Origin of the sequence: Tabrizicola sp., assembly GCF_041911175.1 — a bacterium.
Classification (GTDB): Bacteria; Pseudomonadota; Alphaproteobacteria; order Rhodobacterales; family Rhodobacteraceae; genus Tabrizicola.
In genome coordinates, this window is the sequence record NZ_JAYRPN010000072.1 from 1 (window position 1) to 14,490 (window position 14,490).

A 14,490-nucleotide genomic window follows, 5' to 3' on the forward strand; every position below is an offset into this window, starting at 1 on the left:
AACCCCGACCTACGGGCGGTGTAGGTCGGGGTTCACCCCGACTCGTCCTCGACGCCGATGCCCTCACGATCCTCTCTCAACGCCCCGACCTCTTCGCCGCCCTGCATGACGGCTGCATCCTGACCCCCCATGCCGGGGAGTTCGCGCGGCTCTTCCCCGACATCGCCGGGAAGTTGACCGCCCCGGCCACCAAGGGGCCAGCCTATTCCAAGGTCGACGCCACGCGGGAGGCGGCGAAGCGGGCGGGCTGTGTGGTCCTCTACAAAGGGCCGGACACGGTGATCGCCGACCCCTCGGGGCGCTCAGCCATCAACTCGGCCCATTACGACCGGGCGGCGCCGTGGCTGGCGACGGCGGGGTCGGGGGATGTGCTGGCGGGGTTCCTCACCGGGCTGCTGGCGCGGGGGTTCTCGCCCTTCGATGCGGCCTGCACCGGGGCCTGGCTGCATGTGGAATGTGCGTTGAGCTTCGGGCCGGGGCTGATCGCCGAGGACTTGGCCGAGCAATTGCCGAAGGTGTTCCGGGGGTTAGGCCTATAGGGTGGGGTTAAACCCCACTTTCCGATTCCCCCGCCTTACACCGCCCGGTCGATCTTGGTCGAGAGGTGGATCAGGCTCTCCGACGCCCGGACCCCGGTCATCGCGCCGACCTGGTCCAGCACCGAATCCAGCACCTGCGTGTTGGGGCACGCCACCTGCACCAGAAAGTCGAAGCGTCCACTGGTCGTAAACACCCGCTCGATCTCGGCAATCGAGCGCAGGCGGGCCAGCACGGCGGCTTGCGAGCGGGGCTCGATGGTGAGGAGAACCGAGGCGCGCAGACGCCCTTCCCGCGCCGCCTCGCCCAGTTTCAGCGTGTAGCCGGCGATGACGCCGGAGGTCTCCAGCCGCTCCAGCCGGGCCTGGATCGTCGACCGCGCGACCTTCAACCGGCGCGAGAGGGTGGCCACCGAAACCCGCGCGTCGGCGGACAACAGCCCAATGATGTTGCGATCCAGCTCATCCATGCAGAATGTCGTCCCTTTTCGGCATTATAACTACGAAACCGCGCAGTTATATAGTTTTGTTCGGTGAGTTTGTACACCATATGCGGCATCCTTCACTGCAGGAAAAGGGCGGCTCATACGCACCTGGCCTGGTTCACTTGAAACCACGCTGGTGCCCGATCCCGAAGCTGCGAAGGGGAAGGGCGAAGCGTCTTGTTGGCAAAGGGAAAACCGCCGATGGGACTCTCGAAGACGATCTGGTCCAACCCCACCGATTACCTGAAGAAAGAGCAGCCGGAGAACCCGGTGCTGTTCTTCGCGCCCTCGGCGGCGCAGGCGGCGGCGCGGCGCTTCATCGACGGCTTTCCGGGCCTTGTCACCTATGCGGTCAAGTCGAACCCCGGCGAGGCGATGGTGGAGAACCTGGCGGCAGCGGGCGTGCGCGGCTTCGACTGCGCCTCGCCCTTCGAGATCGACCTGATCCGCCGTTTGGCCCCCGACGCGGCGATCCACTACAACAACCCGGTCCGCGCGCGGCACGAGATTGCCTATGCGGTCGCGAAGGGCGTGAAGTCTTACAGCGTCGATTCGAAGTCGGAGCTGGCGAAGCTGGTCGAGATGGTGCCGGTCGAAGGCACCGAGATTTCGGTGCGCTTCAAGCTGCCGGTCGCGGGCGCCGCCTACAACTTCGGCGCCAAGTTCGGCGCGACGGTAGAGCTGGCGGTGGAGCTGTTGAAGACGGTGGCGAAGGCGGGCTATATCCCCTCAATCACCTTCCACCCCGGCACGCAATGCACCGACCCCCATGCCTGGGAGGCCTATATCCGCGAGGCGGCGGTGATCGCGAAAGAGGCGGGCGTGAAGATCGCCCGGCTGAATGTCGGCGGCGGCTTCCCGAACCACCGGATGACCGCGATCCTGCCGCAGATCGAGGACACCTTCGCGCTGATCGACCGTGTCGCCTCCGAGGCCTTCGGGGCCGACCGCCCGGCGCTGGTCTGCGAGCCGGGGCGGGCGCTGTGCGGCGATGCCTTTGCGCTGGCCGACCGGGTCAAGGCGCTGCGCGACGGGGCGCATGTCTTCCTGAACGACGGGGTCTATGGCGCGCTGAACGAGCTGCCGATGATCGGGGTGATCGACCGGATCGAGGTGCTGACCCCCACGGGCGAAAAGCGCAAGGGCGAGGCGCTGCCGCGCATCGTCTTTGGCCCGACCTGCGATTCGGTCGACCGGCTACCGGGCGAAGTCGCGCTGCCTGCGGACCTGGAGGAAGGCGATTTCGTCGTCTGGCAGGGGATGGGGTCCTATTCGACTGTCACCAACACTCGTTTCAACGGCTTTGGCGAGCTGCAGATGGCAACGGTGTTGAGCCTGAAGCTCTGACTGTCTGAAAAACCTGGTGAAATGTGCGCGCCCGGCTGGACAAATCCCGCCGGGCGCCTAGCGTTCAAGGGAAGGGAACCTTAACCCTTCCGGCGCGATGATACCCTGCGCCATCGTCATGGGAGAACCGCCACGCGCCTGTTCGACCGCATCCGCAGTTTCTTCCGCCGCGAGGTCGAGCCTGCGGTGGAACCGGCGCCCGTGCCCGAACCGGGGCGGGTGCGCGGGGTGGTCGATCATGTGGTGATCCTCGACGGCACGATGTCGAGCCTGGAGCCGGGCCAGGAAAGCAACGTCAGCCGCCTGTTCCTGCTTCTCAAGGAAATGGGCACCCGTGCGAACCGGCGGCTTTACTATGAGCCCGGGATGCAGTGGGAGGGCTGGCTGCGCGGCCTGGCGCTTCTGGAAGGACGGGGGACCGCGCCGCAGATCCAGCGGGCCTATGGCTGGCTGGCCTCGGGCTACCGCGAAGGGGACCGGATCTTCCTTTTCGGCTACTCGCGCGGGGCCTATGCGGTGCGCTCGCTTGCAGGCGTGATCGACAGGGTGGGGCTTCTGAAACGTGATCATGCGACCGAACGCGCCGTGCGGCTGGCCTGGCGGCACTATGAGCGGGGGGCGGAAAGCACGGCGGCCCATGCCTTCGCCCGCCGCTTCTGCCATGCCGAGACCAAGATCGAGATGGTCGGCGTCTTCGATACGGTCAAGGCGCTGGGGCTGCGGCTGCCCTTTTTCTGGATGCTCGCGGCGGATCGCTACGGCTTTCACAACCACCAGCTCGGCGCCTCGATCCGCCACGGCTATCACGCGCTGGCCCTGAACGAGACGCGCGAGGCCTTTGCGCCGGTCTTGTGGGATTGCCCGCCGGGCTGGGAGGGCAACGTCGAGCAGGTCTGGTTCCGCGGTGCGCATGGCGATGTCGGCGGGCAGATCGGCGATTTCGCTGCGGCACGGCCGCTGGCCAACATCCCGCTGGTCTGGATGCTGGAACGGGCCGAGGCCCTGGGGCTCGCGCTGCCTGCGGGCTGGCGCGCGCGCTTTCCCTGCGACCCCGATGCCCCGATGGTCGGCACCTGGCGCAGCTGGGGGAAATGGTTCCTCTGGCGGCAGCGGCGCGAGGTCGGGCACGACAGGTCGGAGCGCCTGCATCCCAGCGCGATCGGTGTCGCGGGCGTGCGCTGGCCCAGCGAACAACCGGCGGAATAGGGGTTCAAGCCAGGACCGGCACGGCCTAGGCTGGGGCACATCCTGACCGAGGCCTGACCATGAAAACCGTCACCGTTGCCGCCACCCAGTTCGCCTGTTCCTGGGACCTGCCCGCCAATGCGACCCGCGCCGAGGCGCTGGTGCGCCAGGCCGCCGCCCAGGGGGCGCAGGTCGTGCTGATCCAGGAGCTGTTCGCCGCCCCCTATTTCTGCATCGAGCAGCACCCGCGCTACTTCGAGCTTGCCCAGCCGCTGGAGGGGCATCCGCTGGTGGCCCGCTTTGCCGCGCTGGCGAAGGAGCTGGGCGTGGTGATCCCGGTCAGCTTCTTCGAGCGGGCGGGGCAGGTCTTCTTCAACTCGCTGGCGATGGTGGATGCGGATGGCCGGGTGCTGGGGCTCTACCGGAAAAGCCACATCCCGCAGGGGCCGGGCTATGAGGAGAAATACTACTTCTCGCCCGGAGACACCGGGTTCAAGGTCTGGGACACGGCGTTCGGTCGGATTGGCGTCGGCATCTGCTGGGACCAGTGGTTCCCGGAATGCGCGCGGTCGATGGCGCTGATGGGGGCGGAGCTGCTGCTGTATCCCACCGCCATCGGGTCGGAACCGCCTGCGCCCGGCTATGACAGCCAGCCGCACTGGGAAATGACCATGCGGGGCCACGCGGCGGCAAACATCCTGCCGGTGGTGGCCTCGAACCGGATCGGGGTTGAGGTGGCGCCGGAGGGGCGGGAGGTGACGTTCTACGGATCAAGCTTCATCGCCGACCATGCCGGGCAGCTGGTGGCCAAGGCGGACCGGATGACCGAAGGCGTGCTGGTCCACCAGTTCGACCTGGAGTCGATTGCGGCGTTGCGATCCAGCTGGGGCCTGTTCCGGGACCGGCGGCCCGGGCTTTACGGCGCGGTGGCGACGCTGGACGGGAGCAGGCTCTAAAATTTTTCGTCGAATAATTTTAGAGCCTTCAAGGGATTACCGATGCCGCAGGTCGACGTAGTCGCGCTTGGCCGGGCCGATATACAGCTGGCGCGGGCGACCGATCTTCTGGTTCTTCTCGCCGATCATCTCTTTCCACTGGCTGATCCAGCCCACGGTGCGGCTGATCGCGAAGATCGGGGTGAACATCCCGGTCGGGAAGCCCATCGCTTCCAGGATGATGCCCGAGTAGAAGTCGACGTTCGGGTAGAGCTTCTTCGAGATGAAATACTCATCTTCCAGCGCGATACGCTCCAGCTCCTTGGCGACCTGCAGCAGCGGGTTGTTGTGGATGCCCAGAAGCTCCAGCACCTCGTCGGCGCTTTCCTTCATCACCTTCGCGCGCGGGTCGAAGTTCTTGTAGACCCGGTGGCCGAAGCCCATCAGGCGGAAGCCCGAGTTCTTGTCCTTGGCCTTGGCGATGTATTCCGGGATGCGGTCGACAGAGCCGATCTCTTTCAGCATTTCGAGGCAAGCCTGGTTCGCCCCGCCATGCGCCGGGCCCCAGAGGCAGGCGATGCCCGCCGCGATGCAGGCGAAGGGGTTGGCCCCCGAGGACCCTGCCAGGCGCACGGTGGAGGTGGATGCGTTCTGCTCATGGTCGGCATGCAGCATCATGATCCGGTCCATCGCCTTTTCGAGGATCGGATTGACGACGTAATCCTCGGTCGGAACCGCGAAGCACATGTTCAGGAAGTTGCCGGCATAGCTCAGCGCGTTCTTCGGGTACACGAAGGGCTGGCCGACAGAGTACTTGTAGGCCATCGCCGCGATGGTCGGCAGCTTGGCGATCATCCGGATCGCCGCGACCTCGCGTTGCCAGGGATCGTTGATGTCGGTCGAGTCGTGGTAGAAGGCCGCCATCGCGCCGACCACGCCCACCATCGTCGCCATCGGATGCGCGTCGCGGCGGAAGCCCCGGAAGAAATAGTGCATCTGTTCATGCACCATCGTGTGCCGGGTCACGCGCTGGGTGAAATCGGCCAGCTGCGCGGCGGTCGGCAGTTCGCCGTAGAGCAGCAGGTAGCAGACTTCGAGATGCGTCGACTTGTCGGCCAGCTGCTCGATCGGGTAGCCGCGATACAGAAGTTCGCCCTCATCGCCGTCGATGAAGGTGATCGCGCTTTCGCAGGCGGCGGTCGAGGTGAAGCCCGGGTCGAAGGTGAAGACGTCCGCCTCGCCGTAAAGCTTGCGGATGTCCAGCACATCGGGGCCGAGGGTGGGTTTCAGGACGGGAAGGTCATAGGTGTTCCCGTTCAGTTCAAGCTTGGCGATGGTGTCCGACATGGTTCTCCCCGGTCATGGCGGTCGCACCCTGGCAGGGGCGGCCAATGGCTATCCTGCACCCCCGCAGGGGCAGCTTCAAGGCCGGGGGCGCGACTTCAAGCGGCAGCGTCCGACAGCCTGGCGACGGTTTCTTCTCGACCGATGGTTAGCATCATGTCGTAAACCGAAGGTGTAACGGTCCGGCCAGCGATGGCCGCCCGGAGCGGTGCTGCGAGCTTGCCGAACCCGATGCCGTTTTCCGCGGCGATCTCGTTCAGGATGGGCTCCAGCGCCTCCTTCGTCCAGCTAGCATTTTGCAGGCGCGGCGTCAATGATTTCAGTATACCACGGGATACCGTATCCAGCGATTCCTGCGCCTTCGGGTCCGGCACCACTGGGCGGTCGATCAGCAGAAACGACGCCTTTTCCATGAGTTCCGGGAAGGTCTTCGCAGATTTCTTCAAGAAGGGCAGAGCCGCCAGCATGCGGCTTTCCTGGGTCGAGGACAGGGCCTCCCGACCTGCAGCGGCCAGATAGGCCTGCAATTCATGCAGCAGTGCGGCATCGTCGGCCATCGCCATGTGATGCCCGCAGGTGTTCTCGAGCTTCTTGAAATCCAGCCGCGCCGGCGCGCGCCCGATCCCGGAGAGGTCAAACATCTTCATCGCTTCCTCGGAGGTGAAGATCTCGGCATCGCCATGCGCCCAGCCGAGCCGGGTGAGGTAGTTGCGCATCCCCGCCGCCGGGTAGCCCATCGCCTGGTATTCCTCGACCCCGGTCGCGCCGTGGCGCTTCGACAGCTTCTTGCCGTCCGGCCCGTGGATCAGCGGGATATGCGCCCAGACCGGCACCTGCCAGCCCATCGCGTCATAGACCATCTGCTGCCGGGCGGCGTTGTTCAGGTGGTCGTCGCCGCGGATCACATGGGTCACGCCCATGTCGTGATCATCGACCACCACCGCCAGCATGTAGACCGGCGTGCCGTCCGAACGGAGCACGATCATGTCGTCCAGCGTCTCGTTCCTGATGGTGACGCGGCCCTGAACCTTGTCGTCGATCAGCGTCTCGCCCGTGCGGGGGGCCTTCATGCGAATGACGTAGGGCGCGTCCGGGTGGGTCGCGGGATCGGCGTCGCGCCAGGGCGAGAGGAAGACGGGGTAGCGGCCCGCAGCCTCTTCCGACGCACGGAAGGCGGCGATTTCTTCCTGCGTCGAGAAGCACTTGTAGGCGGTTCCTCGCGCAAGCATCTCATGCGCGACCTCGGCATGGCGGTTGCGGCGCTCGAACTGGCTGACGACATCGCCGTCCCAGTCGAGGCCAAGCCAGGTCAGCCCGCGCAGGATCGCCGCTGTGGCTTCCGGGGTGGATCGTTCGCGGTCGGTATCCTCGATCCGCAGGAGGAACTTGCCGCCCCGGCCCCGCGCGTAAAGCCAGTTGAAAAGCGCGGTCCTGCCGCCGCCGATGTGCAGGTAGCCGGTCGGCGAGGGAGCGAAGCGGGTGACGACCGGAGAAGACGGGGCGGCGGACATCGGGCGTTAACCTTTCAGAAACCATCGAGAGCGTAGGGTGCACGCGGTTTAGGCAATCGCGGGGTCGGAAACAAGGTGGCCGTGGCCAGGCTGATCCTTGCGCCGCTGGAGGCGCTGCAGGCGTCGCGGGGGATGCTCTTCCCCTGGATCGCCGTGCTGGTCGGTTGCGGCATCGGGGCCTGGTTCACGGTTGCGGTCGAGCCGGGGGCGGGAAGCTATTCCCTGGCCGCGCTGGCGCTGGCGGGCGGGCTGGCACTGGCCGCGAAGGTGGAGCTTGCCCGTCCCTTGGGCCTGGCTGTTGCTGCCCTGGCCGCCGGCTGGATCGCCGCCGGGATCCGCGCGCACTCGCTGGACGCACCGATGCTGAACTTCCGCTACTACGGGCCAGTCGAGGGGAGGATCGTCGAGATCGACCGCTCGCAATCCGACGCACTGCGGCTGACGCTGGACCGGGTGGTTCTGCAGGAGGTGGCGCCCGGGAAGACCCCGCTGAAGGTCCGGGTGTCGCTGCAGGGCGAGAACCCGTGGCTGACGCCCGCGCCGGGGCAGGTGGTGATCCTGACCGCGAACCTGGCCGCGCCCGAGGGGCCGGTGGAGCCCGGCGCCTTCGACTTCCGCCGCATGGCCTTCTTCGACCAGCTTGGGGCGGTGGGCTATACCCGGACGCCGGTCCTGCTGCTGGAAGAACCCGCGGGCGGCGCGCTGCCCATCGACCGTCTGCGGAGCTGGCTGACGCAGGGAATGCTTGCCCACATGGACGGGCAAGCGGGGGCCTTCGCGGCGGGGGCGATGACGGGGGACCGCTCGGCGATCACCGAGGAGACGGTCAAGGCGCTGCGGGATTCCTCGCTGGCGCATCTGCTGGCGATTTCCGGGATGAACATGGCGTTCCTGACCGGCTTCGTCTTTGCCCTCTTCCGCTACGGGCTGGCGCTGGTGCCGTTCGTCGCACTGCGGGTGAACACGAAGAAGGTCGCGGCGGTGGTCAGCCTGGGCGTGGCGCTGTTCTATCTGCTTCTGTCCGGAGCGAACGTGGCGACCGAACGCGCCTTCCTCATGATCGCGGTCTTTCTCGGCGCGGTGCTGCTGGATCGCCGCGCACTGACCCTGCGCTCGGTGGCGGTGGCGGCAATGCTTCTGCTGCTGACGAAGCCGGAAAGCCTGCTGGAGCCGGGCTTCCAGATGTCCTTCGCCGCCACCATCGCGCTGATCACCGGCTTCGCCGCGCTGGACGGCAGCATCTACCGCGAGCGCATCCCGCGCTGGCTGATGCCGGTCTTCACGCTGGTCCTGTCCTCGCTGATCGGAGGCCTGTCGACCGCCCCCTTCGCGGCGGCGCATTTCAACCGGTTCACCGACTACGGGTTGCTGGCCAACCTCTTGACCGTGCCGGTGATGGGGGCGGTGATCATGCCTGCGGGGGCGGTTGCCGCGCTGCTGGCGCCCTTCGGGCTGGCCGCCTTGCCGCTATGGGTGATGGAGCAGGGCGCGCGCTGGACGCTGTTCGTCGCGCATGAGATTTCGTCGTGGGAGGGATCGGTGACGGCGATCCCCGCGCCGGGGCCCTGGGTGCTGCCGATGTTCACCCTGGGGGCGATCTGGCTGATCCTGTGGCGGGGCAGGATTCAGCTGGCGGGCGCGCTGCCGGTGCTGGCGGCGCTGGTGCTGTGGCTGACGGCGGACCGGCCCGCCCTGCTGGTCTCGGGCGACGGGCGGCTTCTGGGGCTGGAAGGGCCCGAGGGACGGGCGCTTTCGGCGGCGAAGGGCGGGGGCTTCGCGGCAGAGAACTGGCTGCAGGATGATGGCGACCTGCTGGAGCAGGCGCAGGCGGCAGAGCGACCGGGCTTCGCGGGGCCGAAGGGCGAGCGCTGGTTCGATCTCGCGGGCCTGCGCGGGGTGGCCCTGTCCGGCAAGGGGGCAGGAGCAAGGCTGGCCGAGGTCTGTGCGTCGGCCGGGCTGGTCATCCTAGCCGCCGAGGCCGAGAACCCGCCCGAGGGCTGCCCGCTGATCGACGCGAAGACGCTTGCGGCCACCGGCCCGCTGGCGCTGTGGCTGGAGGAGAGTGCGCTGCGGATCGAGACGACGAAAGGCGCGCGGAGGCTGTGGTCGCCACCCGCGCGCGCTGCCGAACTGCCGGACCTGTCCGGGAAAGACCTGAAACTTGCCGCTCAGTAGCTGCGGATCAGCCCCACCAGCCGGCCCTGCACCTTGACCAGATGATCGGGGAACACCCGCGTCTCGTAGGCCGGGTTGGCGGCCTCCAGCGCGATCATGTTGCCGCGGCGGCGGTAGCGCTTCAGCGTGGCCTCATGATCCTCGACCAGCGCCACGACGATATCGCCATTGTCGGCGGTGCTCTGTTCCCGGATCACCACGATGTCGCCATCGTTGATCCCGGCCTCGATCATCGAATCGCCTTTGACCTCAAGCGCATAGTGCTGCCCCTTGCCCGAGAGCATCGAGCCCGGCACCGCGATGTGGTGCGACACTTCCGAGATCGCCTCGATCGGCACACCCGCTGCGATCCGGCCCATCACTGGCAGTTCCAGTGCATGAACCGTGGATACGGGCATCGCGCCGCGCGGCGGATCGACCTTGTCGCCGGTGATCACCTTGGGCGAGAAACCGGGCTTTTCCATCGCCTCGGGCAGCTTGACGATCTCCAGCGCGCGGGCCCGGTGGGCGAGGCGGCGGATGAAGCCACGCTCCTCCAGCGCGGTGATCAGCCGGTGGATCCCCGATTTCGACCGCAGGTCCAGCGCATCCTTCATCTCGTCGAAGGAGGGCGGCACCCCGTCGCGGTCCATCCGCGTCTTGATGAAGTCGAGAAGTTCCAACTGCTTGCGTGTCAGCATGACCGGCCCCCAACAGCGTGTGTTAACACAATGTTCTGCCCGTGTTCCCGGTTTGTGTCAAGAATTATCCGCCAAGCCTCAGATCGGCAGGTAGTCGACCGTGCTGCCCTTGCCACGCGGCCCGTCCGCGACGGGACGGATCAAGAGCGCGTCCGCCTCGCCCAGAATGGACAGCAGCGCCGAGTCCTGCCGGTCGAAGGGCGCGATCTCCGGCATGCCGTCACCAAGGATCAGCCGCGACCGCATGTAGTGTGCGCGCGGGCCGTTCGCGGGAACGTCGGCGGCGAGCCGTGCCCGTCGGGCCTGCGGGGCCGGAGCGGGGTCGCCGAGCATCGCCCGCACCATCGGCAGCAGGAAGAGATGCCCACAGACCACGGCCGAGACCGGGTTGCCCGGCAGCCCCAGCATCGGCACCCCGTTCAGCCGTCCCGCCATCAGGGGCTTGCCGGGGCGCATGGCGATCTTCCAGAAGCTGTGCTCAAGCCCCGCCATCCTGCCGACCAGATCATGATCCCCGACCGAAGCGCCCCCGATGGTGACGATCAGGTCGGCGCCTTCGGCCAGGCCCAGGACGGTCGCCAGCTCCGCCTCATTGTCCCGCGCGATGGGCAGCATCCGCGCCTCGCCGCCTTCGGCCTCGATCATCGCCTTCAGGGCAAAGCTGTTCGAGGCGATGATCTGGTCGGGGGCGGGATCCTCGCCCGGCATCACCAGCTCGTCGCCGGTCGCGATCAGGGCCACCACCGGGCGGCGCGAGGCCTGCACCGTGGGAATGTTCATCGCGGCGAGCAGCGCCAGGTCATTGGCGCGCAAGCGGCGGGGCGCAAGGCTGTCGCCCGCCCGGAAGTCCTGGCCGAGCGGGCGGATGTTGGTCGACCCGTCCGAACCGGCGGTCAGGGTGATCCGGTCGCCGTCGCGGCTGACATCCTCCTGGATCACCACCCGCGTCGCGCCATCGGGGACCGGGGCGCCGGTGAAGATGCGGACGGCCTGGCCAGGGCCGACGGTCCCGTCGAAGGCATGGCCCGCACCCGCCTCGCCGATGACAGCAAGACTGTCCCCTTTCGCCGGGTCACCCTGCACGGCATAGCCGTCCATCGCCGAGGCCGGGAAGGGCGGCTGGTCGCGCAGCGCCACGGCGGGCACGCGCATCCAGCGGCCGGCGGCATGGGCGAGAGATACGGTCTCCGCAGGCAGCGGGGAGGCCAGAGCCAGGCAATGCGCAAGCGCGTCTTCGACCGAAATCATCGTGCCAACCTTCATTGGGCCTCGTAACGCCCGGATTTCCCGCCATCTTTCAGGATCAGCCGCACGCCCTCGATCACCATCGACTTCTCCACCGCCTTGACCATGTCATAGACCGTCAGCGCCGCGACCGAGACGGCGGTCAGCGCTTCCATCTCCACCCCGGTCTGGCCCGAGGTCTTGACCGTGGCCTCGATCCTCACGCCCGGCAGCGTCGCATCCGGTGTCAGCTCCAGCGCGACCCTGGTGATCGGCAGCGGATGGCAGAGCGGGATCAGGTCCGCGGTTTTCTTCGCCGCCATGATTCCCGCCAGCCGCGCGACCGACAGCACGTCGCCCTTCTTCGCCCGGCCCTCGGTGATCAGCGAAAGCGTCTCGGCCGTCATCCGCACTGCGCCCACGGCCACCGCGACGCGGTCGGTCACCGGCTTGCCCGAGACATCGACCATATGGGCCTGCCCCCGGTCGTCGAAATGCGAAAGGCCGCCCGTGCCGGACGTCATAGGCCGCCCGGCGCGGTCAGGGGTCTGGCCAGGATCGCCCGGGTGGCGGCGGTGACATCCTCCTGCCGCATCAGGCTTTCGCCGATCAGGAAGCAGCGCGCACCGTATTGCGCGAGGTCGGCAAGATCGTCGGGCGTGTAGAGCCCGCTTTCGGCGACGATCATCCGGTCTTCCGGCACCCGGCGGGCAAGCTTCCGCGTCGTGTCGAGCGTCACTTCGAAAGTGTGCAGGTTTCGGTTGTTGATCCCGATCAGCGGTGATTTGAGAAGCGCCGCACGGTCGAGTTCCGCCTCGTCATGCACCTCGATCAGCACGTCCATGCCAAGGGCCATCGCGGCGGCTTCCAGTTCGGCGGCCTGGCCATCGTCAAGCGAGGCCATGATGAGGAGGATGCAGTCGGCGTTCAGGGCGCGGGACTGGGTGACCTGATAGGTGTCGTAGAGGAAGTCCTTGCGCAGGCAGGGCAATGGCACCGCGTTGTGGGCGGCGACAAGGTAGTCGTCGGCCCCCTGGAAACTGGGGGCGTCGGTGAGGACGGAAAGGCAGGTGGCCCCCCCGGCCTCATAGGCGCGGGCCAGCGCGGGCGGGTCGAAGTCGGGGCGGATCAGGCCTTTGGAGGGGCTGGCTTTCTTGATCTCGGCGATCAGGCCGTAGCCCGTCAGCGTCGCCTCGCGCAGCGCACGGGCAAAGCCACGGGGCGGGGCGGCCGATTTGGCGGCGGCTTCAAGGTCGGCCAGGGGAGTGGCGGCCTTGGCTTTCGCCACTTCCTCCAGCTTGTAGGCCTTGATGCGGTCGAGGATGGTGGACATGGGGCCTCTCAGGCGTTCGTCAGGCGGCGGAGCGCGTCGACCTTGGCTTTCGCGGCGCCGGAGTCGATGGACGCCTTCGCCAACGCCACGCCGTCACGCAGGGTTCCCGCCTTGTCGGCCACGACCAGCGCCGCGGCGGCGTTGAGGAGGACAGCGTCCCGGTAGGCTCCGGCTGCGCCGTCGAGAAGGGCGCGGAAGGCGGAGGCGTTCTCGGCGGGCGTGCCGCCCAGGATCGCCTCGAACGGGTGGGGAGCGAGGCCAGCGTCTTCCGGGTGGACAGTGAAGTCGCGGACAGCGCCGTTCTCGACCGCCGAGACGGAGGTCGGGCCGCAGATGGTGATCTCGTCGGTGCCGTCCGAGCCGTGGACGAGCCAGGCTTTCTCGGACCCGAGGGTGAGCAGGGTTTCCGCCATCGGGCGGATCAGCGCGTCGGAGAAGGCGCCGGTCAGCTGGCGCGTCACCCCGGCGGGGTTGGTCAGGGGGCCGAGGATGTTGAAGATCGTCCGGGTGCCAAGTTCGGCCCGGACCGGCATGACATGGCGGATCGCGGGGTGGTGCATGGGGGCCATCATGAAACCGATCCCGGCTTCGGTCAGGCAGCGTTCCACGACCTCGGGGCCGACCATCACGTTCAGGCCCAGTTCGGTCAGGGCGTCGGCGGCCCCGGACTTGGAGGAGAGGTTCCGGTTGCCGTGCTTGGCGACGGTGACACCTGCGCCCGCGACGACGAAGGCGGTGGCGGTGGAGATGTTCAGCGTGCCCTTGCCGTCGCCACCGGTGCCGACGATGTCCATCGCGCCGGGCGGGGCCTTCACCGGGTTGCATTTCGACCGCATCACGCTGGCGGCGGCGGCGTATTCGTCGACCGTCTCGCCCCGGGTGCGCAGTGCCATCAGGAAGCCGCCCATCTGCGCGGGCGTGCCCTCGCCCTCGAAGAGCGCGTTGAAGGCGGCCTCTGCCTCGGCGCGGGTCAGGGGGCGGTTGGCGGCGGTGCCGATCAGGGGCTTGAGGGTGTCGCTCATGCCGGGACCTTTGCCTTCGCCTCGTCAAGGAAGTTCCGCAGGAGCTGGTGGCCGTGTTCCGAGGCGATGCTCTCGGGGTGGAACTGGACGCCCTCGATCAGGTGGTGCTTGTGGCGGAGGCCCATGATCGTGCCGTCTTCCAGCCAGGCGGTGACTTCGAGGTCCGCCGGAAGGGTGGCGCGGTCGACCACCAGCGAGTGATACCGGGTCGCCTGGAAGGGCGAGGGCAGGCCGCGGAACACGCCTGTCCCGGAGTGGTGCATGGTGCCCATCTTGCCGTGGACGATCTCGTGGCAGCGGACGACGTTCCCGCCGAAGGCCTCGCCAATCGTCTGGTGGCCGAGGCAGACGCCGAGGAGGGGGATGTTGGCGCTGGCGGCGGCTTTGGTGAGCGGCAGGCAGATCCCGGCGGCGGCGGGGTCGCAGGGGCCGGGGGAGAGGACGATCACCTCGGGTTGCAGGGCGATCACGTCCTGGACTTCGAGGGCGTCGTTCCGTTTCACGACCACCTCGGCGCCCAGCTCGCCGAGGTAGTGAACGAGGTTCCAGGTGAAGCTGTCGTAATTGTCGATGAGGAGGAGCATCGGGACTTCCCTTCGGGCCGCTTGGGCCGGTTATCGCCGATGCGGGGGGCGGTGTAAACCGGGGTTCGGGAAGGCTGTCCACCGTGGACAGATTTTCGGCGCTTGGAAAATCAATAGGTTGCGGGCGGA

Annotated in this window: 14 protein-coding genes; 5 read left to right on the forward strand and 9 right to left on the reverse strand. The window is 67.5% G+C overall.

Annotated features, from left to right (window positions below; all coding sequences use genetic code 11):
- Window positions 1-539 (forward strand): NAD(P)H-hydrate dehydratase (locus tag ACE3P6_RS09240; protein WP_374394060.1); only part of this gene is annotated, 539 nt, incomplete at its 5' end.
- 35 nt (window positions 540-574) lie between these two features.
- Here ACE3P6_RS09240 and ACE3P6_RS09245 read toward each other — a convergent pair.
- Entirely contained in the window at window positions 575-1,006 is a 432-nt protein-coding gene (locus ACE3P6_RS09245) for an Lrp/AsnC family transcriptional regulator (RefSeq protein WP_374375702.1), read from the reverse strand.
- Window positions 1,007-1,222: 216 nt separating this feature from the next.
- Between ACE3P6_RS09245 and ACE3P6_RS09250 the strand changes: the two genes are divergently transcribed.
- The 3 genes from ACE3P6_RS09250 to aguB all read left to right on the forward strand — a co-directional run bounded on the left by ACE3P6_RS09250 (window position 1,223) and on the right by aguB (window position 4,509).
- Complete coding sequence (locus ACE3P6_RS09250) at window positions 1,223-2,368, forward strand: type III PLP-dependent enzyme (protein ID WP_374394063.1); 1,146 nt, start codon at window positions 1,223-1,225, stop codon at window positions 2,366-2,368.
- Between the two features lie 186 nt (window positions 2,369-2,554).
- A complete protein-coding gene (locus tag ACE3P6_RS09255; protein WP_374394065.1) occupies window positions 2,555-3,574 on the forward strand; it encodes a DUF2235 domain-containing protein in 1,020 nt (339 codons plus the stop codon).
- 59 nt (window positions 3,575-3,633) lie between these two features.
- Entirely contained in the window at window positions 3,634-4,509 is an 876-nt protein-coding gene (gene aguB, locus ACE3P6_RS09260) for an N-carbamoylputrescine amidase (protein ID WP_374394067.1), read from the forward strand.
- A gap of 36 nt (window positions 4,510-4,545) precedes the next feature.
- Here aguB and gltA read toward each other — a convergent pair whose 3' ends face one another.
- A complete protein-coding gene (gene gltA / locus ACE3P6_RS09265) occupies window positions 4,546-5,835 on the reverse strand; it encodes a citrate synthase (RefSeq protein WP_374394069.1) in 1,290 nt (429 codons plus the stop codon).
- 95 nt (window positions 5,836-5,930) lie between these two features.
- Window positions 5,931-7,343: a glutamate--tRNA ligase gene (gene gltX / locus ACE3P6_RS09270; RefSeq protein WP_374394071.1), complete on the reverse strand. Its 1,413-nt coding sequence runs from the start codon at window positions 7,341-7,343 to the stop codon at window positions 5,931-5,933.
- Window positions 7,344-7,424: 81 nt separating this feature from the next.
- Here gltX and ACE3P6_RS09275 point away from each other — a divergent pair, with 81 nt between their 5' ends.
- The gene (locus ACE3P6_RS09275; protein WP_374394073.1) at window positions 7,425-9,518 is read left to right on the forward strand and encodes a ComEC/Rec2 family competence protein; all 2,094 of its coding nucleotides are present in this window, start codon (window positions 7,425-7,427) and stop codon (window positions 9,516-9,518) included.
- On the opposite strand, the gene lexA is transcribed toward ACE3P6_RS09275, so the two are convergent.
- The 6 genes from lexA to ACE3P6_RS09305 all read right to left on the reverse strand — a co-directional run bounded on the left by lexA (window position 9,512) and on the right by ACE3P6_RS09305 (window position 14,361).
- On the reverse strand, window positions 9,512-10,198 hold the full coding sequence (gene lexA, locus ACE3P6_RS09280) for a transcriptional repressor LexA (RefSeq protein ID WP_374394074.1): 687 nt from the start codon (window positions 10,196-10,198) through the stop codon (window positions 9,512-9,514). The two genes, ACE3P6_RS09275 and lexA, sit on opposite strands and share 7 nt — an antisense overlap.
- 78 nt (window positions 10,199-10,276) lie before the next feature.
- Entirely contained in the window at window positions 10,277-11,446 is a 1,170-nt protein-coding gene (locus ACE3P6_RS09285) for a molybdopterin molybdotransferase MoeA (protein ID WP_374394076.1), read from the reverse strand.
- Between the two features lie 11 nt (window positions 11,447-11,457).
- Window positions 11,458-11,946: a cyclic pyranopterin monophosphate synthase MoaC gene (moaC, locus tag ACE3P6_RS09290; RefSeq protein WP_374394078.1), complete on the reverse strand. Its 489-nt coding sequence runs from the start codon at window positions 11,944-11,946 to the stop codon at window positions 11,458-11,460.
- Window positions 11,943-12,755 carry an indole-3-glycerol phosphate synthase TrpC gene (gene trpC, locus ACE3P6_RS09295; protein WP_374394081.1) on the reverse strand — a complete coding sequence of 271 codons (813 nt, stop codon included), beginning with the start codon at window positions 12,753-12,755 and terminating at the stop codon, window positions 11,943-11,945. Before trpC ends, moaC begins: the two co-directional genes overlap by 4 nt.
- 8 nt (window positions 12,756-12,763) lie before the next feature.
- A complete protein-coding gene (trpD, locus tag ACE3P6_RS09300) occupies window positions 12,764-13,777 on the reverse strand; it encodes an anthranilate phosphoribosyltransferase (protein WP_374370836.1) in 1,014 nt (337 codons plus the stop codon).
- Window positions 13,774-14,361: an aminodeoxychorismate/anthranilate synthase component II gene (locus ACE3P6_RS09305; protein WP_374394083.1), complete on the reverse strand. Its 588-nt coding sequence runs from the start codon at window positions 14,359-14,361 to the stop codon at window positions 13,774-13,776. The genes trpD and ACE3P6_RS09305 overlap by 4 nt, the downstream gene beginning before the upstream one ends.
- Between the last annotated feature and the right edge of the window lie 129 nt (window positions 14,362-14,490).